The sequence below is a fragment of the Longispora urticae genome (assembly GCF_053902585.1).
Window position 1 is genome coordinate 97,126 of sequence record NZ_JAQZSH010000036.1, and the last position, 22,313, is coordinate 119,438.

Genomic DNA, 22,313 nt, shown 5'->3' on the forward strand with positions numbered 1-22,313 from the left:
GACCGGGCGGCGGTACCCTGAGCGCATGGACGAGACCCAGGCACCTCGCCGGCGTCGGGCCTTCGAGGCCCGCCCCGGTCGCAGCGCCCTGGTCGCCCCCGACCTCGCGGCCCTGCGCGGCCCCACCTCCGGGGTCGTCGAACTGCCGCTGGCCATCTCCTGGCAGCCCAACCGCCGGTTCGACCTGGCCAGCGACCACCGCCGCCGCTCGCTGTACCAGAACGTGCTGCGCGAGGCCGCCCAGTACGAGGACCTGCACACGTTCCTGCACCGCGACACGCTGCTGGAACTGTGGCCCCGCCTGCTGCTGCCCAAGGGCGTCCGCGCCGCGTGGGAGCACGCCCACCCCGAACTGCGCCCGCCGGTCTCCCGCGCCGCCTGATGCCGATCGACGAGTTCCACCGGCAGGTGGCGACGCTGGCCCTCCGCGCGATCGGCCCGCTCGGATTCGCCCTCGGCGGCGGAAACGCCCTCATGATCCACGGCATTATCGACCGCCGGACCTACGACGTCGACCTGATGGTGGACCGTGAGGGCGCCGTCGCCGAGGCGGTCGCCGCCGTCGAGGACGCGATGCGCGCCGCCGGGCTCACCGCCCGCCGCGTCGAGCGCCGCACCGACCTGGCCGACATGTTCGAGGGCTTCGACCTGGAGCTCGCCGACTGGATGATCGCCGACCCCGCCGACGGCCGGACCATGCAGCTCCAGATCGCGCACATCAGCCGCCTGCACGCCACGGTGATGATGGACGTCGGGCCCGTCCTCGCCCTGGAGGACGTCATCGGTTCGAAGGTCTGCGCGCTCGCCGGCCGGTACGAGTCCCGCGACTTCGCCGACGTCGCCGACGCCCGGGGCCGGTTCAGCGTGGCGCAGCTCATCGCCCTGGCCCGGGCGCTCGACCCGGGCCTCGGGGCTGCGGACTTCGCCGACGTCGGCGACCGGCTCGACGCCCTGGAGGACGAGGTGTTCACCGACGAGCTGGGCCTGGACGCCCCGGCCGTCGCCGTACTCCGCGACCGGCTGGCGGACTGGCCCCGCTCGTAGCTCCCGGAGTCGTACCCGTCCGGACCGGTCTTCCGGGTCCGGCCGGCGGAGCCTCCGCGTCGGACATCAGCTCCCGTCGAGCGACGGGGCGGCGTCGCAGGCCATCTTGCGGAAGACGTAGTACCCGGTGAGGGTGCCGCCCTGGGTCATGTTCCCGCGGCAGTCGATGTAGCGGTAGCCGTTCCGGTAGGTCTGGGAGGAGTCGGTGTACCAGTTGTGGCTGCACGTGTAGCCGGCAGGGCACTGCGGGATGGCCTGAGCCGGGGCGGACACCCCGACGATCGCCCCGCCGGCGAGTGCGGCGGCGAGCAGAACGCGACGAATCATGACCGGTTCCTTCCAGGCGGAGGACGCGGCGAATGAGCGTCCACTCTGGACAAGGATAGGGCAGGATGCGCCTGTCGGACCTGCCAGAACCGGCCCGTGGCCCGGCCACGGGTCGGACAGCGCGGCGGCCGGCGATCTAGGCTGACCGGGTGTCCGCAGGAGGAGAGCCCATGACGACCGACGAACCGCGCCCGACCACCCGGGAGCAGCGCACCGTGTTCGGTGAGGTCGCCGGCACCTACGACGACGTGCGGCCGGGATACCCGCCGGAGATCCTCACCCGGATCCTCGCCCACCTGGGCCGCACGCCGGCCCGGGTGCTGGAGTCCGGCGCCGGGACGGGCAAGGCCACCGCGCTGCTGCGGACCCTGGACGTGCCGGTCACGTGCGTGGAGCCGGACCCGGAGATGGCCGCCGTGCTGACCGGGCGGTACGCCGACGACCATCTCGTGTCCGTCGTGGTCAGCGGCTTCGAGGACTACACCCCGGCGGCGCCCGTGGACCTGCTGGCCAGCGCGCAGGCCTGGCACTGGGTCGACCCGGCCCGCCGCGCCGGGCTGGCCCACGCCGCGCTCGCTCCGGGTGGCGTGCTGGCCGTCTTCGGCCACCACTACGGCTTCGCCGACCCGGAGCTGTCCGAGGCCCTCAACGCCGTCTACCTGCGGCTGGCCCCGGAGATCGCCCACCGGGAGGGCTTCCCGGAGCACTACACACCGTTCGCGCCGGGGGAGCTGGCCGCGTTCACCGACCTGGACCGCCAGCAGGTGGAGCGGGTGGTGCCGTTTCCGACGGAGCGGTACCTGCGGCTGCTGTCCACGTTCTCCAACCACCGGCTGCTCGCGCCGGAGCGCCGCGAGCGACTGCACGCCGCACTGGCCGAGGTCATCGACGGGCACGGCGGGGTACTGGACCACCGGCTCACCACGACCCTGTGGCTGGCCCGCCGCTGACGGGCCCGGTACCCGTCGAAGGGGTTCAGGTTTCGCTGGTCCTGAGGCGCTCGCAGTGGTCCTCCAGGTCGGCGAGCAGGCCTTCGAGGACGTCGATCTCGTCCTGGTCGGGCAGCGCGCGCCACAGCCGCAGCGCACTCTCCAGGTGGGTGCGGGCACTGTCCGTGTCGCCGAGCGACCGGTGGGCGATGCCGACGTTCTGATGGGCGTTGCTCGTCATCCGGATGTCGCCCGTCCCCTCGGCGGCGACCAGCGAGTTGTGCCAGTGGTGGAGCTGGCGTTCGTGGTCCGCGAGCACGGTGTAGACCGTGCCCAGGTTTCCCTCGGCGAAGGCGATGTCCCGCTGGTTCTCCGTCGACCGGGCGATGTCCACGGCACGCTGATAGTGCTCGATCGCCTCGTCGTAGCGTCGGGCGAGGTAGTGGGCCCAGCCCAGGTTGTTCCAGATCGTGCCCCGCTTGGCCAGGGTGTCGGGGAACTTCTCCAGGAGCCGCAGCGACTCCTGGTACGCCGTCAGCGCCTGCTCGTCGTGTCCCTGCTGGGCGAGCAGGATCGCGTGGTGGGACAGCGACGCGGCCAGGGCCCGCTCGTCGGACAGCTCGCGACGCAGCGTCACGACGTCGGCGATGACCTCGAGCGCCTCGTCGTAGCGCTTGAGGTAGTACAGCGCCGGGACGAGCGCGTTGCGGGCGGCCACGATGGCCGCCGGGTCGCCGTGCGCCCGGGCGGCGCGCTCGCCGTGGCGCAGGATCACCAGGCGCTCCGCCGGGGACCGCCGCCTCTCCAGCCACGCCTGCAGCGACTCCGTCAGGTTCCAGCACAGCTTCGGATGGGACTGTTCGACCGCGGCGACGACGGCCACGATGGCGGTGCCCTCGGTGTCGAACCAGGACACCGCCGCCCACTCGTCGGCGAAGGTCAGCCCGCTGGGCTCGAGTCCGCGGTCGACGGTGCTGCCGAGTGTCCGGTCGGCGTCGGCGCAGGCCCGCAGGTACCAGTCCAGGAGGCGGGCCAGGGCATCCGGTGTTTCCGGTGACCGGGTCGCCAACTCGGTGGCGTACATCCGCACCAGGTCGTGCATGTGATAGCGGCCGTCCTGCTCCATGAGCAGGTTGGCGTCACACAGCAGTGCCAACGGTGTCGCGACGTCCGCGGCGGCCTGACCTGCCAGGGCCGCCGCGACGTCGGTGCCGAGATCCGGGGCCGGATTCGCGCCCAGCAGGTGGAAGAGCCGCTGGGCGGCGTGCGGCAACGAGTCCAGCGAGTGGGCGAACACCGCGCGGACGGACGCGAGTTCGTCGTCGGCGATGTCCAGGCCCGACAGTCCGGCGGCCCGGAGCTCGCGCAGGTAGTCGTCGAGGGTCTGCGCGGGACGGTCCTGGAGCGTCGCGGCGGCGATCCGGATCGCCAGCGGCAGACAACCCAGCGCGGTGGCGAGGGCGGTCGCCGCGGCCGGGTCCCGGTCCACCCGGCGGGTGCCGATGACCTGCCGCATCAGCTCCACCGACTCCCCGGGCGACAGGGGCGCCAGATCGACCCGGCGGGCGCCGTCGATCGCGACGAGGCCGGTCAGCCGGTCCCGACTGGTCACGACGACGAAGTTGTCCCGGCCGCTGGGCAGCAGCGGGCGGACCTGCTCGACCATGCCCGCGTTGTCCAGCACGACGATCATCCGCTGGTGGACGACGCGCGAACGGAACAGGGCGCTGGCCGCGTCCACATCGGAGGGGATCGCGTCGTCGGCCACCCCGACCATCCGCAGCAGCTGGGCCAACGCGTCGATGACCGGCATCGGGCGGCGCCAGTCATAGCCGCGCAGGTTGATGTAGAGCTGCCCGTCCGGGTAGCGGTCGGCGGCCAGCCGGGCCCAGTGCACGGCCAGCGCGGTCTTGCCGACCCCCGCCATGCCGCCGATCGCGCTCAGGAGCACGGTGCCGCCGTCCGGGCGCTGCCGGGAGTAGTCGTCCAGGCGGTCGAGCTCCGCGCTCCGGCCGAGAAAGTGGGGAACGTCCCTCGGCAGGAACCTGCGCATCCCGGCCGCGGGGAGGGGGTGCGGGCGCAGCGCCGGATCGTCGCGGAGGATGTCCGCGTGTCGGCGCCGCAGCTCCTCGCACGGGTCGATCCCCAGTTCGTCGGCGAGCCGGGTGCGGGTCGCCGTGTACAGGTTCAGGGCCTCGGCCTGCCGGCCGCTCCGGTACAGCGCGAGCATGGTGACGGCGATCAGGTCCTCGGCGAAGGGGTGCAGGCGCACCAGGTCGCCCAGTCGGGGGAGGATCTCCGTCGCGCGGCCCAGGTCGAGTTCCGCCTCGGCCCATTGCAGGGCGACCGCCAGTCTGCGCCGGTCCAGATACGCCGCGGTGTCGCTGATCAACGGGTTGTCGGCGAATCCGTCGAACGCGGTGCCGTGCCAGCAGTCCAGCGCGGCGCGCAGGTGCTGGCTTCCGGCGTGGGTGTCTCCCGCCCCGACGGCTTTCGCCCCCGCGTCGGCGAGGGCCTCGAACCGGGTCGCGTCGAGGTGGTCCCTCGCCGCCAGCGTGTAGACGCCCTGACGGTGCCGCAACAGGTCCGCGCCCACGAGACGCCGCACCTGGTAGATGTACTGCTGGATGTTGCGCCGCGCGGACGGCGGCGGCTCGTCACCCCACAGCGCCACGCTCAGCATGTCCGCCGACACGGGCTGATCCGGCCGCGCGAGCAGCACCGCCAACACCAGCCTGGTCTTGAACGCGGACTGGAGATACACCTCGGCACCGTCGCGGGTCACACGCAGCGGCCCTAGTACCTGGAACTCCCAGCCCTGCCCGGCCATCCCGCGCCATCCACTCCGTGTAGCCATCTGGTCGCGCGCCGAATTGTAGCTCCGCTGTGCAGCGGCCACGGATCATTCCATCCGCAGCCAGTTGGCCGCTAGTGGATCCCCCCGGTTCGGCCCGACGCTCCGGCTCCCGTGCGCCGGACGGGCGGTGCCGTGCACGCAGGCCCTCTCACATTGGAGTCACCATGACACAACGGAAAACGATCGTCGGCACGATGGTGATGCTCGCGGCTCTCGCCTCGGCCCTGCTCGCCAGCCCGGCTCAGGCCAGCGGCGGCGGCTGCAACGACATCACCCAGAACGGCTGGCACCTCGGCGTGTGCAGCTCGGACAACGGCGTGACCATGTACCCGGACTACTACATCAACGCGGCGCCGTCGTGGTCGGGCAGCTGTACGTCGAAGAGCAGGTGGGAGATCTGGCAGAACGGCAGCATCGTCGGCTATTCGTCCTGGGCCAACGCCGGATGCGCGAGGGGCCACTACACCCGGAACGGCGTCAGCATCGAGGGCCGGTCGTCCTCCCTCGAGTTCCGGACCCGGGTGCAGATCAGCCTCAACGGATCGACGGTGTACAACGGGGTCGGCCCGGCCACCCGGTGCTGCTGACGGCCGCTGACTGACGGACGGAGGGTCCCACCGACCCGCCGTGCGGAACGGGGGCCGGCCTCCCGGTGGGAACACCCGCCCGGAGGCCGGCCGACGGCACGGCCCACGATGGAGGTTCGCGGCGCACCGTCGGGCGCCTGCCCGTTAGGGTGGTCCGGATCCGCGCCCGTCGCCCAGGGGAGTCATCGTGTCCGTCCCGGTTCCTGACGCAGCGCCACCGTCGTTCGCGCTGCGGAGCGGGCGCTGGCTGTTCGCTCGCCACCTGCTCGCCGGCACGGTGACCGTCCTCGTCGCGATGGGCGTGTGGGCCGTCGCCACCACGCCCATCGTCGCGGTGCTCCTCATCGACGAGTCCTTCTCCGCCTCCGGGTACGCCGGTGCCGCCCTGTCGACGACCGGAATCGTGTGCGTCGCGACCCTGGCGATCGTGCCCGTGGCCCTGGGCCTGGAGCGACTGGCCCTCCGTGGCGGCAGGGCGTGGCAGGTGGTGGCGGGGCTGCTGCCGATCGCCCTGTGCCTGGCGGTCGTCGCGGGTGTCGTCGCCATGGTCGACCTCACCGGGTCGCCCGGGGCGTACGACGCCATGGCCTTCGCGGTCTTCCTCATGGTCCTCCTCGTCCTCTACTGGCCGGTGCTGTGGATGCTCAACCTCGCCAGCTATGTCCTGCGTCGGGTCCGGCACGCCTGGCGACTCCGCCGCTCGACCGGACCGTGACGCGGATCCACCTCACACGGGCCGCGCCCCGAACTGCTCCCGGTGGACGTTGCGGTCCGGGGCCCGGCGGCCGGGGTGGCCGGGTCGCTCCGCCGGATAGCCCACCGACACCAGGAGGGCGATGGCCAGGTCGTCGCGGTCGTCGATGCCGACCGCCTTCTTCACCAGGGCCTCGTCCCAGCCGTTCATCGGGGACGTGGCCAGCCCCAGTTCGGTGGCCGCGAGCATCACGAAGCTGGCGGCGATCATGGCGTCCTTGACCGCGTACTCGCGGAGTAGTCCCCGGTCCCGGAGTCCGACCTGGAACGCCGCCGAGGCGGCGGAGAACATGGAGATGAACTCCTCGGTCCAGGCCCCGTTGTGCCGCGCCTGGGCGTAGACGTCGCCGCGGTCCTCCTGCCAGGCCCACGGTTCGGCCACGAAGACCAGAACGACCGGGGCCTCCTGGGGTTGGGGCTGCCCGCCCGTCGCGAGGGTCAGGGCGGCGCGGCCCTCCTCGCTGGACACGACGATGATCGACCGGTCCTGCAGGTTCCAGCTGGTCGGCGCCTCGATCGCGAGGTCCAGCAGTGTTTCGAGGTCGGCTCCGGGGACCGGGTCGGGTCGGTAGTGCCGGACCGAGCGGCGGGTGCGGATGGCGTCTGCGACAGAGAGCGTGCGGTTCGTCATGCACTCACTCTCGGAGAGTCACTCTCTTTTGGGAAGAGGGCACTCGAAAGTGCGCTACTCTCCTTCGGGTGCGCAACCTCGTGGAATCCTCCGGCCTGCCCGCCGACGTCTACTCCGCCGGGTGTCCGACCCGGCAGGTCCTCAACCACATCGCGGGCAAGTGGACGATCCTCATCGTCGACGCCCTGGTCGACGGCACCATGCGCTACACCGACCTGAGCCGACGGATCGAGGGCGTCTCGCAGAAGATGCTCACCCAGACCCTGCGCCAACTCGAGGCGGACGGATTCCTCACCCGCACCGTGCACCCGACCGTCCCGCCCCGGGTCGACTACGACCTCACCGACCTCGGCCGCAGCCTGGCCGGGCCGATCGCCGCGCTCCGGGAGTGGACCGAGGCGCACATCAACGAGATCGAGGAGGCCCGGGCCCGTCGGCGCCTCTCCCCGGCGTAGGCGCGGGGTCCCCGCCCATGGCTGTTTCCGGAACGGGGAACCGGGGTAGGCCAGGGCAGGACTCGGAGGTGGCGATGACGACGCGGATGTCTGACCTCGGCGCCCATGCCCATCTGCTGGCGAACGCCGGGGCGTTGGACCCGTTGATGCTGCGGATCGGCGCCGCGTCCGTAGTGATGCTGGGCGCCGCCGACCACGGTACGCACGACTTCCAGCACTGGCGGGTCGAGATCACCCGCAGGCTCGTGGCCGAGCACGGGTTCTCGTTCGTCGCGGTCGAGGGGGACTGGTCCGACTGCGCGCGGGTCGACCGCGCCGTCCGGTCGACCGGGGCCGACCCGCCGGCGCCCGTGGCCGCGCTGCGGGCCGTCGAACGGTGGCCGACCTGGACGTGGGCGAACGAGGAGGTACTCGCCTTCTGTGACTGGCTGCGGCAGTGGAACGCGGGCCACGACCGGCGGGTCGGCTTCCACGGCCTGGACGTGTACGGCCTCCGGGAGTCCACCCGGGCGATCGTCGACTACCTGCGCGGACACGACCCGGCGGCGATCCCGGCGGCCGTGCGCGCCTACCGGGCCCTCGAACCGCCCGACCGGGGCGCGGCCGTCCGGTTCGTGCGGGCGGGGCTGGAACCCGGCGTGCTCGGGCTGCTGACCTACCTGCGGCGGCACGCGGTCGAGCAGGTGGGGGAGGAGTTCGCCGGCTGGCAGAGCCGGGACGTCGTTCCGGGAGCCGAGGGGTACTACCGGTCGATGGTGGCCGGCGACGCCGACGCCCGGAACCTGCGCGCCACCCACCTGGCCGACACCCTCGACCGGCTGCTGGAGCACTACGGCCGGGGCGCCAGGGCCGTGGTCTGGGCGCACAACGCGCACGTCGGTGACGCCCGGGCCACCGCGGGCCCGGTCGGGGTCGGCCAGCTCGCCCGGCAGCGGCACGGCTCCGACGCCGTCGTGCTCGTCGGCTTCGGCGGCTACCAGGGCACCGTGGTCGCGGCGACGGCCTGGGGGGAACCGCCCCGGACGATGGCCGTCCCGCCCGCCCGGGACGGGTCCGTCGAGGCGCTGCTGCGCGGTAGCGGGCACGAACGCGCGCTCTTCGTGTTCCCGCGCGTCGACCAGCCCCGCTGGCTCACCGAACCGGTCGACCACCGCGCGATGGGTGTGCTGCACGAGCCGCACGCCTACGAACCGGTCGTGCTCGGTGCCCGGTACGACGCGTTCTGCTGGTTCCACCACACCACCGCCCTGCATCCGTTGCACGCGCTCTCCCCGGAGCGGGAGCCGTCGGCGGCCTGAGCCCCCGGCCCGAGCCCCGGCCGGGCGCCCCGGCCTGAGCACCCCGTCCCGAGCGTCCAGGCCTGAGCGTCCCGGCCTCACGCCCGCCGGACCGGCTCGGCCGCGCGGCCCGGGCGGACCGCGGCCGGCACGTCGCGCACCGTCCGGTGCAGCACCACCGCGCAGACGGCGGTGGCCACCCCGGCCGCCCCGATCGCCACCCCGGTCCCGCCCACCTCGGCCAGCCCGCCGACCAGCACGGGACCCACGCCCTGCACGGTCATCAGCCCCGTGCTCAGCAACGCGAAAGCCTGCCCCCGCATCGGCTCCGGCACGGCCTCGAGGAACTGCCGCTGCAACGTCAACCCGAACGCGAACCCCGCCCCACTCAGCGCCAACAGCACCCCGGTCACGGCCAACGGCAGATCGAGAACCATGCCCATGAGGGGTACGCCGAGGAGCGCGACCAGCGGCCCGTACAACCGCTCGCGCCGGGCCGGCCCCACGAACCGCGCGACGACCACGTCCCCGGCGAGCATCCCGACCGGCAGGCACGCCAGCAGCAGCCCCGCCGAGCCCGCCGGGAACCCCCGCCCGTCCGAGTACGGCACCAGCAGGCTCTCGCCGCCGACCACGAGCCCGGGCGGGAGCCACTGTGCCAGCAGCAGACCCCGGACCCGCCGGTCGGCGAGCAGTTCCCGGCTGCCGGCCAGGCTCTCCGCGACCGCCGAACGCCGCCGCCCACCGCTGCCCGGCACCTCGTCGGTCTCCTCTGGCACGCAACGCGCCGTGCGCGGCTCTCCGCCGGATTCCAGGTCCGGGCGCGCGCCGGGCTCCGCGGTCGCGAAGTCGGTCAGCCGCCACCGGACCACCAACGCCGCGACCAGCATGCAGCCGGCGCTGACCAGCAACGCCTCCCGCGCCCCGAGGAACGCGACGGCGGCCCCGGCCCCCGCGAGCCCCAGCAGCTGCGCGCCCGAGGAGGCCATGCTCATCAACGACCGGCCGAGGACGTAGGTGTCCCCGGTCAGCGCGACGGCGACCAGCTTGCTCGACGCCCCGCCGAACACCGGGCTCAGGCACGCCACCAGCGCGACGACGACCAGCATCGCCCACACCGGCAGGCCGCCGAGGCCGAGGAGCAGCGCGCTGGCGGCCTCCAGCAGGTAGCCGGCCGTGATGAGCCGGCGCGGCCGGAGCCGGTCGGCGTACGCGCCGAGGAGTACCCCGCCGAGGAGTTGCGGCAGGAAGCCGATCCCGAAGGTCACCGCGCCCAGCAGCGGCGAGCCGGTCAGCGCGTAGACCAGTACGGACAGGGCGACCATCCGCACGGTGTTGGCGGCGATGGCGAGCGTGCGGGTACCGAAGATGATCCTGAAGGTCGGCTCGGCGAGGACCTGTCCGAACGTGGCGCGTTCCGTCATGCCGGAATCCTGGCCGGGCCGTCCCGCACGGGCCAATCTTACGTCCAGTGGCGTAACCTCGGTGGATGCTGCGCTTCGAGGCAACCGCCGAGGACCTGGTCCGCAGCCGGTTCGGCATCTCCCCGCTCTGGGAGCTCAACGGGCTGATCACGGCGCTCGCCGGACGACACGGACACCGACTGCCGCCATCCTGGGCGGCCCGGCTCGCCCCGGTGTTCGGGCGACTGCGCCGGGAGGTACCCCTCGACGCTGTTCTCGCTCTGCACACCCCCGGCCACGGCGCCGGCTTCATCGTGCCGCCCCCGCAAGGCCTCGCCCAGACCTGGGAGGCCGACCTCGCGACCGTCCGGGCCACCGACCCGGCCACGGCGCGCGCCGAGATCGACGAGTGCCTCCGCCGCCAACCCTCGGCCCTCGACGTCCTGACCCGGCCCGATGTGGTGGCCCGGCTCGCCGACGCCCTGGAGGCCGCCTGGCACGGCCTGCTCGCCGCCGACTGGCCCCAGTTCCGGGCGATCCTGGAACGCGACGTGCTGCACCGTTCCGGACTGCTCGGCCGGGGCGGCTGGTCGGCGGCGATCGAGGGACTGCACCCCCGGGTCCGCTGGCACGCCGACGGCATCGAGGTACTGGACAGCCGAGAGGACAACCAGGCCCGGCTCGGCGGCGACGGCCTGCTGCTCGTGCCGTCCGTCTTCGTCTGGCCGGGCGTCGCCGCGCACACCCAACCACCATGGCCCAAGACCCTGGTCTACCCGGCGCGCGGCGTCGGCGCCCTGTGGCAGGCGACCTCCGCGCCGGACGCCGAACCGCTCGGCCAGCTCCTCGGCCGGTCCCGGGCCCGGCTGCTGCTGGCCCTCGACGAGCCGGCCAGCGGTACCCAGCTCGCCCGGTCCCTCGCGATGGCCCCCGGCGCGGTCGGCGACCATCTCACCGTCCTGCTCCGCGCCGGGCTGCTCGACCGGGCCCGGTCCGGCCGCTCCGTGCTCTACCGCCGGACCCCGCTGGGCGACGCCCTGGCCGGCGGGGCGCCCTGGCCCTCCTGAGTGGTGGCCGCTGGCGGAACCACCGGACCTTGTGATCGGTAGGATCCGGACAGTGCAGAACGAACAAGACGATAACGGTACGGGCCCGCGGACGCTGATCGTCATCCGCGGCAACTCGGGCTCGGGGAAGACGACCGTGGCGCGCCAGGTGCGGCTCCGGTACGGCCGGGGCGTCGCGCTGCTGGAACAGGACCAGCTCCGCCGGCACATCCTGCGCGAGCGCGACAACGCCGGCGGGCTCGCGCCGGCGTTCGTCGCCCACAACGCGACCTTTCTGCTCGACCACGGGTACCACGTGATCCTGGAGGGGATCCTCGCCAGCGCCAGATACGGGGACATGGTGGGCGACCTGGTCGCGTCGCACCAGGGCCCCGTCCACCTCTGGTACCTGGATGTGCCGTTCGAGGAGACCGTCCGCAGGCACGGCGGCCGACCGCAGGCGGCGGAGTTCTCCATCGACGACATGCGCGGGTGGTACCTGCCCGGCGACGTCCTCGGCCTCGTCGGCGAACGCGTGATCGCCCACCCGACCACCCTCCTCGCCGCGGTCGACCAGATCGCCGCCGCGGCGGGCTGGCCCCCACCGGGCGGCCCGGTCGACACGGAGCCGACTTCGCGCTCCGCGACGCTCTCAGGGGGACGTCGTCGGCGCCCCCCGACAGGTCGGCCAACCGACCCGGCGCCGCGCCCGGGTTCGGCGGCGGAGCCCGCCTGGTGATCATCTAGGATCGCCGGTGTGGCAACGCGGCTTGTGCAGATCACCATGAAGGCCCGGGACGACGCGGCGTTGGGCGGTTTCTGGGCGGCGGCGCTCGGCTGGGGAGTCTCCAGCGAGGCACCCGGCGTGACCAACCTCGAACCCGAGGGCTTCGTCTACCCGGACCCGGTCGCCGTCTGCGTCGACCTCGTCGTCTCCCCGGAGCCGAAGACGGCGAGGAACCGCGTGCACGTCGACCTCGCCACCACCTCCGAGGCCCACCGGGCGGAGCTGGTGGCGCGCCTGACCGGTCTCGGGGCGACACCCGCAGACGTGGGCCAGGGTGACGTGCCGTGGACGGTGCTGGCCGACCCGGAGGGCAACGAGTTCTGCGTGCTGGAGCCCCGGGAGATCTACCGGGACACCGGACCCGTCGCCGCCGTGGTGGTCGGCTGCGCGGATCCGCGAGCCATGGCCGGATTCTGGGGCCGGGCCATGGACTGGACCGTGGGCGAGGTGACCGACGACGGTGCGACACTGCGCTCCGCCGCGGGCGTCGGCCCGTACCTGGAGTTCGTCCGGGTACCCGACAGGAAGACCGGGTGGAACCGCGTCCACCTCGACGTCCGGCCGTACCCGGGGGACGACGTGGACGTCGAGGCGGCCAGGCTCCGGGCGCTCGGCGCCACCGCCGTCGACCTGGGCGGCGGCGAGGTCCCGTGGACGGTGCTGGCCGACCCGGAGGGCAACGAGTTCTGTCTCCTCGCCCCGGGCTGACCCCGACCCTCCGGAGGCCGTCGAGGTGCGACGTCCACGGGTCAACCGACCGTCGTACTCCACAGTTCCCGGGGGTTGAGCACCAGGCCGCCGTCCGGTCCGGGCCGGCTGCCCACGACGGACTCGCGGCCGTGCCCCCACCGGTCATTGTCGACGATGAGCAGGTCGCCCGAGGCCAGTTGGACCCGCCTGGCCACCGCGACGGCGGCTTCCGTCAGTCGCCGGACCGCGGGGATCCCGGGATGGTCGGGCACGTGTTCCGTGAGAAAGGACAGCAGATCACTCTTCAGGCGTACGCCGATGTCGGCGTCGTCGTCGGCCGTGGCCAGGGTGTACGCGACGGGACGTGCGAGGCCGTCGGGAAATGGCACCGGGGCGAACAGGTCAGCCAGGGTCTCCGCGCCGTGCGGGGCGAGGTGGAGCAGTCGGACGGCGTCGCGCCAGGCCACGACGAGGGACGCGCCGGTGTGGCCATCGGGCAGGTCCTGCCAGCCGTTGTCGACCATGAGCATGCCGAAGTACGGCGGCCGTGGTGACCGGAGCGCCTGCGACGAGTGCGGGACGAGTGGTCCGGCCACGGCGTGGGCGTCACCGTTGGCGGCGTCCCTGGGCTCGTACCTGATCCGCCAGATCGCCGGATGGTCGGGATGGGTCCCCTTGCTGTCGCCGTAGTAGCACAGCGGTTCGCCCAGCATGGCGAGGAAGTCCACGAACATCCGGGGGTCGCCGGGAAATCCCGTGACGCGCGCGATGCCGGAGACGGCGAGTTCGGAACCGACGGCCTCGACCAGGCCGTCCTCGAAGCCCGACGCGGGCAACGCGAAGGAGGTGGCGGTGAAAGGAAGCGCCATGGTCAGCCCCGTGCCGGGTAGGCGACGTGCTCGATGATGGCACCGTTGGCGCGCCAGGTCCGGAGCAGGTCCAGATCGTGGTGCCGGATGACGCCGGACCGGAAGGCGGGCGCGGTGCCGATCATCATGCGCTTCAGCCAGCGGTCCCGGCCGTCGAACCGGGCGCTGAAGGGCGACCTGGAGTGCGCGGCACGCCGGTTGTCCACGATGAACAGGCCCCGCTCCCGGATGGTGCCCCGGACGGCCACCCGGTCGGCGGCGTCCTCCGCGTGGTGCATCGCGCGTGCGGCGGCGGCCGTCGTCGGTGTCACGAGCCCGGGTTCGAACCGGAACCGCTGCGTCGCCGCCGGAGAGGAGATCGCCGGTACGCGGGGACGCGGATCGTCCTCGGCGATGGGGCGGCCCTCGTTGACGTACATGCCGTGCAGGCGTGCGAGGTCGAGGGCGAAGAGCGGCTCGCGCAGGACCTGACGGTCTTCGTCGTCCAGAATCGCCTCCATGTCACCAAGGCTCGAAACGCTCGTGTACGCGCGGCGTTCCGGCAGCGAGCGCAGGCAGTGCAGCATCAGAAAGTCCGGCGGTTCCGGATGGAAGAACATTTCCGTGTGGTGTCCGAGGCTGACAATGGAGCTCTGACTGGAGACCTCCGCCGCGTTGCCGGAGGTGGGATAGATGTCGTGGAACACCGAGCCGTCGCGTTGGTCGAGGTACGACATCGGGTGGCCGAGACCGACGGCGAAGGTCAGCATGGCCGCCTCACTGACCTGGTCGTGGGGGATCCGCGCCCAGGAGCGGGTGACCGAGGGCGTGGGCGGCAGGTTCCTGACCTCGGGAAGGTTCGAGACGTAGAGCTCGGGGCGCTCGCTCGAGCCGTCCGCCAGGGACGTCACGAGGTGGCGGGTGTGATCGTCCAGGGCGGCCCACGCGTGCGCCGCTTCGCGGGAGAAGCCCTCCAGGTCGTCGTAGGGATCGTGGTCGGTCACAGCGGCGAGGTCATGTATCAGCTCGCTTTCCCGATCAGTCAGCGAATGGGTGTTCCAACCGGACTCCGAGTAGTTCACTTTCTTCCCTTCTGGGAGAATGGAACGTACCTCTCGTGGGCTGCGAATCAGGCGAGGTTCACAAGGGGAAATAGGCGCGGGATTCGCATTGCGGATGCGTTCCGATCAGTGGCCATTGTGGACGTTACCAGCGGGACCGGGTGTCATCCGGGTGGGTTTTCCGCTGATCATCCATTCCCGCCTGGCCGTCCGCGCTACCACCGTCGTCGGACGAACGGTCGGTTCCGACGGCGATTCCGCGCGCCGCCCCGCTTCCGCCTCCTCGCCCCGGGCTGACCCCGGCGTTCCTCCGCCGAGAGCCCGGACGTGCGGCTTCCGGACCCGTCAGACCAGGCCGGCCAGGGTGGCCTCGTCGAGATTCGCGTACAGCAGGATCGAGGCGCCCACCGACAGCGGCGCGAGCAGCCACATCAGCGGCTCCTCGGACGCGGTCACGTCGACCAGCAGCCGGTCGCCCGGGCGGACACCGATGTGCTCGGCGACACCCCGTGCCGCCCGGGCCCACTCCTCGTAGGTGGTGCCGTCCGGGCTCGCCGCGTCGTGGGGCCGGACCTCCGCGTACGCCGGCGTGACGTCCGGGAAGCGGCCGACCTCCGCGAGGAAGTCGAGGTAGAAGCCCTCGGCGGGCGGGCGTTCGGCGTCGCCGGGAGCGAGGTTGAGCACGAACCTGTGGTTGGCCTCCGGCACGGTCTCCAGCCAGCTGCCGAGCCGGCCGCGCGTGACGAACACCGCGTCGAAGGGCGCGTCGGAGTCCCGGGCGTCGGACAGTCCCGCCGCCGCCCACGAGCGGAACGACACGGACAGGCCGAGCGACCAGGCGCCCAGCAGCACGGCGGCGGTCTGCCAGTGCGGCGGCGCCAGGACCGCGACCCGGTCGCCGGGCCGCAGCCCGCACCCGTCGCGCAGCAGGCTCGCGGTCCGGGCGACCCAGCCGCCGAGGTCCGTGGCGCTCAGCTCGACGTGCTCGCCGGTGGCGTCGTCGCGGTAGGCCAGGAGGGGGCGGTCGACGCGGACGGCGTCGCCGACGAGTGCCAGCAGGGCGGTGGACATCGGCTGCTCCGGGGATCGACGGTCGGTCTCCGGGGCCAGTCTAGGAGCCCCGACAGCGGCCACACCGGTGGCGTGGCACGATGCTGAAACCCACCGCTGGGCGTCCGGTGCCGCGCGATCCCTGCCGTCGTCCCGCACGGATGATCCGCTGCGGCGCGGTGGGCGGGCCAGGACTGGGCCGGTCGACAGCCCCGTCAGCAGGCCGTTCCACGGGTCGCAGCCGTCGCGCGCAGCAGGTCCCGTACCAGGTCGAAGTCGATCTTCTCGGGGTTACGGAACCGGATGCAGCCCTTGCCCATCGGCAGCCCGGCGAGCCGCTCGGCGAACGCGTCCCGCACGTCGGTGCGGAGCAGATAGAACGAGATGTACTGCTTCTGGCTGGCGAACGCGACCCCGTCCGTGCCGTCCCGCACGTAACCGGGCATGCCGTAGGCCATCACCTCGTCGAAGCCGGTCAGCTCGGCCCGGCACAGCGCGGCCAGCCGGGTCAACGCGGCGCGCCGCCCCTCGGGGGCCTCGGCGATGTAGGCGTCGACGTCCGGCGCGCTGCTGCTGACCATGGCCCGACCCTAGCCGCGCCGGTCGCGGCCCGCCATCGGCACCCGGGGAACGGCCGCGCCTACCGACCGAGCAGCGGCAACGCCGGGAACGTGTGGTCCCGCCAGATCAGCCGGGACGCCTCCTCCGGGTAGGCGGTGACGGCCTGCTCCACGTCGAAGATCCGCGTGCGGCGTCGCCCGTCGTCGTAGGCCGGCCAGCCGGGGTCGCCGTGCGTGGCGAACGCCGTCCACGCGGCGCGCATCCGTCCGGACAGCGCCTCCGCCTCGGGGGAGGGTCCCTCGCCGATCAGCTTGGCGGGCTGACCGCGGTCCAGATTGCCGAAGACGAGGGGTACGTCGAGGCCGTGGCAGGCGCCGAGGACACCGCCCATCCCCGGGGCGGACCAGGTCAGCTCGTAGAGGAAGGCACGCCCGCCGCCGGTGGTCTGCGCCCGGGCGAGGTGCAGGGTCGGCATGCGGAACAGGCGGTCGGAGTTGACCAGCTCGTACAGCTCCTCCGGTCCCGCCGCGGGGAAGGCGTCGCGGTACCGGCGCGCGCCGTCCGGTCCGGGGCCCAGGTCGTCCAGCGCGGCCGCAGCCAGCTCCGGCGTCACCTGTCCGAGCAGGCCGTCGAGCGCGGTGAGCAGCCGCTGCTCGTCGCGCGTGTGGCCGACGAGGAGCCCGATGTCGCGGCCGGCCCCGTCGGCCAGGGCCTGCCACGGGGTGACGGGAAGGGTGTCCTCGTCGAGGACGGGGGAGAACGGGATCGTCCGGTGCGCGGCCAGCCCCCAGCGGTGCGCCCACTGTCCGATCCTGGCGGTGACCGTGTCCCCGGCGGCGGGAAGGAGGGCCGGGGCCACGGTCGACAGGTCGGCCACCGTGGGCCGCAGTCCGAGCTCGGCGGCGAAGGCGGTGGCGATGTCGGCGGCGAGTTCCGGCGTGAAGTACGTGCCCTGCACGCTCTGCGCGATGGCGCGGTGGAAGAGCCCGGCCGCGCGCGGCATCGCCAGCAGGGCGGCGACCGATCCGCCCCCGGCCGACTGGCCGAAGACGGTCACCCGGTCGGGGGCGCCGCCGAAGGCGCGGATGTTGTCGCGGACCCACTCCAGCGCGGCGACCTGGTCGAGCAGGCCCCGGTTGGCGGGCGCCCCCTCGATCCGCGCGAACCCCTCGATCCCCACCCGGTAGTTGAACGTCACCACCACGACGCCGTCCCGCGCGAGCCTGGTGCCGTCCCACTCGGGGAGGCCGGACATCCCGATCGTGTAGGCGCCGCCCTGGATCCACACCATGACCGGGAGCCCCGCGCCGGGATCCGGCGCGGGGGAGAACACGTTGACGGTCAGCCAGTCCCCGCCCGCGTCCCGCGCCACGGTGTCCATGCCGAACACGCCGGCCTGCGGGGGCGGCGGGCCGAACGACAGGGCGTCGCGCACCCCGTCCCAGGCACGCACCGGCTCGGGTGCGGCGAACCGAAGCGCGCCGACGGGCGGCTCGGCGAACGGGATGCCTCGGAAGACGGCCACGTCCGACTCCCAGACGCCGCGCAGTGCCCCGGTGGCCGGGCGGACCTCGACATGGGGCACGTGACTACTCCCTCACAGGACGGGTCGGACCCGACATGGCACCAGCCCGGATCATCCCCGCCCCGTCACGCCGCGCGCCAGCCAATTACCCACCGGCGGGCCGCACGCCAGCGCCAGCGCCCATAGGCGGGCCGCGAGCCGGCCCACAGCCCACCAGCACCCCGAGCCGACCCACAGCCCACCGGTGCGCCGCGCCGGCCAACGACCAATTGGCAGGTTGGGTCGCGGGTGTCGGGTCAGGGCAGCGGTTCGGATCCACACCCGGGTGACGGGCATCCGGGGCCGGCAGCCCGAAGCCGGTGAGGCGCCGGCCGACGGGCGGGTGTCCCGGCTGGTCGGGCATCGCGGAGGTGACGCCACGCGACGGATCCGGCGGAGCCGCCCCTGCCCGGGGCGACTCCCGTCAGGCGACGGCGAGGCGGACGGGTTCGCCCAGGAACCTGCCCAGGTCGGCGGCCTCGACCTCCAGCTCCGCGACCGCCCCCGCCGACAGCGCGCCGAAGGGCTCCACGGTCGCGGTGCCGCGTTCGAGCCGCCACGTACCGACCACCGACCCGCTGACCAGGGCGGTCGGCGCGATCATGCCGCCACCCGTGTTGATCCGTCGGGCGTGCGCCGGGTCGACGTCGCGGGCCCGGTACCCCAACAGGTACGTGTCGAACGCGCCCAGCAGCCGGGCCGTCCCCTCCCGGTCGGGGGCGAGGTCCGTCCCGGCGAGCGCGAACCCGGGCCCGGCGGGCCGCAGCTCGGCCCGGATCGCGTCGAACGCGCGGCGCGCCGTGCCGAGCGGTAGCCCCGACCAGGCGGCGAGGTCCTCGGGACCGGCGACCCCGTGCCCCGCGAGATACCGGCGGGCCAGCTCGGCGAGCGGGTCGTCGGGCGCCGGCGAGGCTGGTACCCAGTCGTCGAGCAGGGTGTACGTCTCCTCCGGACCGCAGCAGACCAGCCCCCGGTGCGCGGCGAGCGCGAGCAGGTGCGCCGGGGCCTGGGACCGCCCGTCCAGTCGGAAGCCGTGCCCGGCGAGCCGCTCGACGATCGCGTCCCGGGCGAGCGGACCGTCGGCGAGCACCGCCGCCAGCACGGTCAGACCGCGCTCGGCCACCTCGTCGTCGAGCCCGAGCTGGTACCGCCGCCCCCGGCCGGCCCTGGCGAACCGCGGCCCGAGCAGCCCGACGATCCACCGCACGTCGGCGGCGGCCAGCAGGTGCAGGGTGCCCCGCATCGCCCACGTGCGGACCACGGAGCCGTCGGCGCGGGCCGCGTCCACATCGGTCCTGGTCAGGCCGGTACTGCGGGCCCGCACCGCCAACCGGGCGGCGGGCGTGGCCTGGGCCTGGACGGGGACCCGCGCCGCGACGGCGGCGACCGTGTCCACGGGATCGGCCAGGAGCTGGGCGCGGAGCCGGACGGTCCGGACCGCGTCGTCGGTGAGCTGCACGGGACCCACCCTAGCCACCGGCTCCGGTACCTTGGGACCTCACGGCAGGGGGGAGTCCCGATGGCAGAGATCACCCTCGACCTGGGCGAGGTCACCCTGCACGGCACGGTGACCGGCACGGGACCGACGGTCCTGCTGCTCCACGCGGGCGGGGAACACCGCGGTGTCTGGGCCCCGGTCGCGGCGCGGATGACCGGGCACGGGCTGCGGACGGTGGCCTACGACCTGCGCGGACACGGGGACAGCCCGGGCCGGGCGACCACCCTGCGGACCCTCACCGACGACGTGCTCGCGATGCTGGCCCGGGAGCCGGCGCCGATCGTCGTGGTCGGCGCCTCCCTCGGCGGGTTCGCCGCCCTGGCCGCCCTGGCGCAACCCGCCGTCGCGCACCGCGTCGCCGGCCTCGTGCTCGTGGACGTCGTCCCGGCCCCGGATCCCGGCGGGGTGCTCGCCGGGCTCGGTGACCGCGGCCTCCTCGACCCCTACGCCCACCTCGTGGCGGACATCCTGGCCTCGGGCCCCGAACTGCTGGCGGGGGCCGCGGCGCTGGACGTACCCCTCCTGCTCGTGCGCGGGGGACGGTCCCCGCTGGGCGACGCCGAGGTGGACCGGCTCCGCAGGGCCAACCCCGGGGTCACCATCTCCTGGGTACCGGACGCCGGCCATCTCGTGGCCCGCGACGCCCCGACGGAGCTCGCCCGCGTCCTGTCGGCACACGCCACGACCTGGCTCGGCACCTGGCACCCGCCGCCGGGGAGCGCCTCAGAACCGGGCGTGGGTCATCGTGTACCACGTCGGGCCGAACACCAGCAGGGCCAGCGCGGCGACGACCGCGACTGATCCGAGTACCCGCCCGGTGGTGAGCGGTCCGGACCCGACGGGCCGCAGGTTCCACCGGCCGTGCGCGAGGAACCCCGCCACTCCTCCCAGCACGATGTTGGCCGGCACCAGCTCGTACTCGCCGCGCAGGACGTGGAAGCCGGCCGCGAGGATCATCGTCAGAGCCAGGCCGGCGCCGGCGAGCGGCGTCAGCTTCGGCGCGACCCGGGTCAGCGCGGGCAGGATCAGCCCGATGCCGCCGAGCACCTCGACGATCCCGATGAAGACGATCAGCGGCTGGGGGACCGCCGCGTACCAGGCGACGGCCCGGGGGGCCGTCGCGTACAGGGCGTCGTCGTAGAGCAGTACCTTGCCGAAGCCGCTGCCGGCGAAGAAGAAGCCGCCCAGCACCTGCAGTACCCACAGTGAGCCGTCGAGGGTGAACCGCTTCCCGCGGGGTCGGCTGGCGCCGGTCGGGTTCGCGCTGATCTGAGTGGTCATGGCGGTCGTTTCCTTCACTTCCGGTGCGCCCGGTCGGGCTGTCGTCGGAAGTGATCCGACCACCGGTGTGCCGGTCCGCGCGCCGTCCGTGGGACACCGTGGGACACGCGAAACGCGCTCCACCTGCGCAATCACGAACCGGAAACCGAGAAGTGGGCTGGGACGACCCAGATCGACGATCGCCTCAGTGCGCGGCCTCGGTGAGCATCGGCTGCGCGCCGGGTTGCAGGCTGGCCAGCGCCGGCAGTGCCAGGGCGGCCGCGGCGGTCCGCTGCTCCCACAGCATCCGCACGATTGCCTCCTCGGCCTGTGCCCCGGCGGTGCCGTCGCCGAACGGGTTCACGACGGTGCTCATCTGGCGGTGTCGCTCCGGGTCCGTGAGGAGCTGGTCGGCGGCGGCGAGGATCACCGCCGGGTCGGTGCCGACCAGTTGGGCGCACCCGGCCTCGATGGCCTCGACGCGCTCGGTGACCTCGCGCAGGACGAGGACGGGTACGCCGAAGGTGGGCGCCTCCTCCTGGATGCCGCCGGAGTCGGACAGGACGAGGTGGCTGGCGGCGAGGAGTCTGGTGAGGTCCTGGTACGGGAGCGGGTCGGTGATGGTCACCCGGGGCAGGTGGGCGAGCCCGTTGTCGACCTGGGCGCGCACGTCGGGGTTGGGGTGGCTGGGGAGGACGATCCGCAGGTCGGGGTAGCGGTCGTGCAGGGTGGCGACGGCCCCCAGGATGTGGTCGAGCGGCGCGCCCCAGGACTCGCGGCGGTGCGCGGTGACCAGGACGATGCGGTGCCCGCCTGCGAGGACGTCTTCGAGCCGGGGATCCCCGAGGGGGTGGTTGCGCGCGGCGACGGCGAGGGCCGCGTCCACGACGGTGTTGCCCGTCAACACGACCTCGCCCGGGACGCCTTCGCGGCGCAGGTTCTCCTCGGCGCGGGTGGTGGGTGCGAGGTTGAGTTGGCTGATCTGTCCGACGAGCCGCCGGTTGGCCTCTTCGGGGAACGGTGAGGCGAGGTCTCCGGACCGCAGGCCGGCTTCCAGGTGCACGACGGGGATCCGTCGCCAGAACGCGGCGAGTGCCCCGGCGAGAGTGCTGGTGGTGTCCCCGTGCACGACCACGGCGGCGGGGTTCGTCGCGGCGAGGTGTGCGTCGAGGCCGGTGAGGATCTGGGTGACCAGTTCCGGCTGGGTTCCGGTGCGCCGGTCCAGGGTCAAAGCGACGTCGACGTCCAGGCCGAACGCGGCTAGGGCCTCGGCGACCATGGTCGGGTGCTGACCGGTGGCCACGATGACGGGCGTGATCCGGCCGGCCGCGCGGGCGGCGAGGACCAGCGGTGCGATCTTGATGGCTTCCGGGCGGGTGCCGACGACGAGGTGAACCTCGGTCATGGGGTCTCCTCGACGATGGGTGCGGTGGTCATGCGGGTTCTTCGATGACGCGGTCTGTTTTGGCCCAGGTGCCGCGTCCGGTGAGGTGTCGGCCGAGGCCGCGCAGGGTGGCCATCAAGCCGATGAGTAGGAAGAACGGGTAGGCCAGGCCGGCGGTCACGCATCGCCACAGGGACGCGTCGCCGAGGCTGGCGCGGTGTACCAAGGCCCAGAACAGGCCGGCGACGGCCATCGTGCCGAACAGGGTCCCGACCGTGGCTGCGACGAGGGCGGCGTCCAG

23 protein-coding genes and 1 pseudogene are annotated in these 22,313 nt (G+C 73.4%); 11 read left to right on the plus strand and 13 right to left on the minus strand.

Annotation, left to right across the window (positions count from 1 at the left end):
• Positions 1–25 precede the first annotated feature (25 nt).
• Complete coding sequence (locus PT931_RS25770) at positions 26–382, plus strand: hypothetical protein (protein WP_456248278.1); 357 nt, start codon at positions 26–28, stop codon at positions 380–382.
• Positions 382–1,044 (plus strand): nucleotidyl transferase AbiEii/AbiGii toxin family protein, encoded by a 663-nt coding sequence (locus tag PT931_RS25775; protein ID WP_456248279.1) that lies wholly within the window; start codon positions 382–384, stop codon positions 1,042–1,044. The genes PT931_RS25770 and PT931_RS25775 overlap by 1 nt, the downstream gene beginning before the upstream one ends.
• A 66-nt stretch (positions 1,045–1,110) precedes the next feature.
• On the opposite strand, the gene PT931_RS25780 is transcribed toward PT931_RS25775, so the two are convergent.
• Complete coding sequence (locus tag PT931_RS25780) at positions 1,111–1,371, minus strand: DUF6289 family protein (protein WP_456248280.1); 261 nt, start codon at positions 1,369–1,371, stop codon at positions 1,111–1,113.
• Between the two features lie 170 nt (positions 1,372–1,541).
• Between PT931_RS25780 and PT931_RS25785 the strand changes: the two genes are divergently transcribed.
• Positions 1,542–2,321: a class I SAM-dependent methyltransferase gene (locus PT931_RS25785; RefSeq protein WP_456248281.1), complete on the plus strand. Its 780-nt coding sequence runs from the start codon at positions 1,542–1,544 to the stop codon at positions 2,319–2,321.
• 25 nt (positions 2,322–2,346) lie between these two features.
• On the opposite strand, the gene PT931_RS25790 is transcribed toward PT931_RS25785, so the two are convergent.
• Positions 2,347–5,064, minus strand: coding sequence for a BTAD domain-containing putative transcriptional regulator (locus PT931_RS25790; protein ID WP_456248282.1), 2,718 nt, complete (start codon positions 5,062–5,064; stop codon positions 2,347–2,349).
• Between the two features lie 257 nt (positions 5,065–5,321).
• Between PT931_RS25790 and PT931_RS25795 the strand changes: the two genes are divergently transcribed.
• Complete coding sequence (locus tag PT931_RS25795) at positions 5,322–5,744, plus strand: hypothetical protein (protein ID WP_456248283.1); 423 nt, start codon at positions 5,322–5,324, stop codon at positions 5,742–5,744.
• A gap of 187 nt (positions 5,745–5,931) precedes the next feature.
• The gene (locus tag PT931_RS25800) at positions 5,932–6,459 is read left to right on the plus strand and encodes a hypothetical protein (RefSeq protein ID WP_456248284.1); all 528 of its coding nucleotides are present in this window, start codon (positions 5,932–5,934) and stop codon (positions 6,457–6,459) included.
• A gap of 12 nt (positions 6,460–6,471) precedes the next feature.
• Here the strand turns inward: PT931_RS25800 and PT931_RS25805 are convergent, their stop codons facing one another.
• Complete coding sequence (locus PT931_RS25805; protein ID WP_456248285.1) at positions 6,472–7,128, minus strand: nitroreductase family protein; 657 nt, start codon at positions 7,126–7,128, stop codon at positions 6,472–6,474.
• A gap of 68 nt (positions 7,129–7,196) precedes the next feature.
• Between PT931_RS25805 and PT931_RS25810 the strand changes: the two genes are divergently transcribed.
• Complete coding sequence (locus tag PT931_RS25810) at positions 7,197–7,583, plus strand: winged helix-turn-helix transcriptional regulator (RefSeq protein WP_456248286.1); 387 nt, start codon at positions 7,197–7,199, stop codon at positions 7,581–7,583.
• 86 nt (positions 7,584–7,669) lie between these two features.
• On the plus strand, positions 7,670–8,881 hold the full coding sequence (locus tag PT931_RS25815; protein WP_456248302.1) for an erythromycin esterase family protein: 1,212 nt from the start codon (positions 7,670–7,672) through the stop codon (positions 8,879–8,881).
• A 77-nt stretch (positions 8,882–8,958) separates the two neighbouring features.
• Here the strand turns inward: PT931_RS25815 and PT931_RS25820 are convergent, their stop codons facing one another.
• The gene (locus PT931_RS25820) at positions 8,959–10,284 is read right to left on the minus strand and encodes an MFS transporter (protein ID WP_456248287.1); all 1,326 of its coding nucleotides are present in this window, start codon (positions 10,282–10,284) and stop codon (positions 8,959–8,961) included.
• A 65-nt stretch (positions 10,285–10,349) separates the two neighbouring features.
• On the opposite strand from PT931_RS25820, the gene PT931_RS25825 reads away from it, so the two are divergent.
• Genes PT931_RS25825 through PT931_RS25835 form a run of 3 tightly spaced genes read left to right on the plus strand, consistent with a single transcriptional unit; the run spans position 10,350 to position 12,804 of the window.
• Positions 10,350–11,330, plus strand: coding sequence for a DUF5937 family protein (locus PT931_RS25825; protein ID WP_456248288.1), 981 nt, complete (start codon positions 10,350–10,352; stop codon positions 11,328–11,330).
• A gap of 52 nt (positions 11,331–11,382) precedes the next feature.
• Entirely contained in the window at positions 11,383–12,048 is a 666-nt protein-coding gene (locus PT931_RS25830) for an AAA family ATPase (protein WP_456248289.1), read from the plus strand.
• 18 nt (positions 12,049–12,066) lie between these two features.
• A complete protein-coding gene (locus PT931_RS25835) occupies positions 12,067–12,804 on the plus strand; it encodes a VOC family protein (RefSeq protein WP_456248290.1) in 738 nt (245 codons plus the stop codon).
• Between the two features lie 41 nt (positions 12,805–12,845).
• Here the strand turns inward: PT931_RS25835 and PT931_RS25840 are convergent, their stop codons facing one another.
• The 6 genes from PT931_RS25840 to PT931_RS25865 all read right to left on the minus strand — a co-directional run bounded on the left by PT931_RS25840 (position 12,846) and on the right by PT931_RS25865 (position 19,329).
• Positions 12,846–13,655: a hypothetical protein gene (locus PT931_RS25840; RefSeq protein WP_456248291.1), complete on the minus strand. Its 810-nt coding sequence runs from the start codon at positions 13,653–13,655 to the stop codon at positions 12,846–12,848.
• Between the two features lie 2 nt (positions 13,656–13,657).
• Entirely contained in the window at positions 13,658–14,638 is a 981-nt protein-coding gene (locus tag PT931_RS25845; RefSeq protein WP_456248292.1) for a TauD/TfdA family dioxygenase, read from the minus strand.
• A gap of 402 nt (positions 14,639–15,040) precedes the next feature.
• Positions 15,041–15,766: a TIGR03089 family protein gene (locus PT931_RS25850; protein WP_456248293.1), complete on the minus strand. Its 726-nt coding sequence runs from the start codon at positions 15,764–15,766 to the stop codon at positions 15,041–15,043.
• A gap of 194 nt (positions 15,767–15,960) precedes the next feature.
• Positions 15,961–16,326: an iron chaperone gene (locus PT931_RS25855; protein ID WP_456248294.1), complete on the minus strand. Its 366-nt coding sequence runs from the start codon at positions 16,324–16,326 to the stop codon at positions 15,961–15,963.
• 59 nt (positions 16,327–16,385) lie between these two features.
• Positions 16,386–17,891, minus strand: coding sequence for a carboxylesterase/lipase family protein (locus PT931_RS25860; RefSeq protein ID WP_456248295.1), 1,506 nt, complete (start codon positions 17,889–17,891; stop codon positions 16,386–16,388).
• Between the two features lie 403 nt (positions 17,892–18,294).
• The gene (locus PT931_RS25865; protein ID WP_456248296.1) at positions 18,295–19,329 is read right to left on the minus strand and encodes a winged helix DNA-binding domain-containing protein; all 1,035 of its coding nucleotides are present in this window, start codon (positions 19,327–19,329) and stop codon (positions 18,295–18,297) included.
• Positions 19,330–19,389: 60 nt separating this feature from the next.
• Between PT931_RS25865 and PT931_RS25870 the strand changes: the two genes are divergently transcribed.
• Positions 19,390–20,169 carry an alpha/beta fold hydrolase gene (locus tag PT931_RS25870; protein WP_456248297.1) on the plus strand — a complete coding sequence of 260 codons (780 nt, stop codon included), beginning with the start codon at positions 19,390–19,392 and terminating at the stop codon, positions 20,167–20,169.
• On the opposite strand, the gene PT931_RS25875 is transcribed toward PT931_RS25870, so the two are convergent.
• The 3 genes and pseudogenes from PT931_RS25875 to PT931_RS25885 all read right to left on the minus strand — a co-directional run.
• Positions 20,092–20,649: a DoxX family protein gene (locus PT931_RS25875; protein ID WP_456248298.1), complete on the minus strand. Its 558-nt coding sequence runs from the start codon at positions 20,647–20,649 to the stop codon at positions 20,092–20,094. The genes PT931_RS25870 and PT931_RS25875 overlap by 78 nt on opposite strands.
• A gap of 184 nt (positions 20,650–20,833) precedes the next feature.
• Positions 20,834–22,033: a non-hydrolyzing UDP-N-acetylglucosamine 2-epimerase gene (gene wecB, locus PT931_RS25880; RefSeq protein ID WP_456248299.1), complete on the minus strand. Its 1,200-nt coding sequence runs from the start codon at positions 22,031–22,033 to the stop codon at positions 20,834–20,836.
• A gap of 28 nt (positions 22,034–22,061) precedes the next feature.
• A pseudogene (locus tag PT931_RS25885) lies at positions 22,062–22,313 on the minus strand (hypothetical protein); the annotation flags it as partial.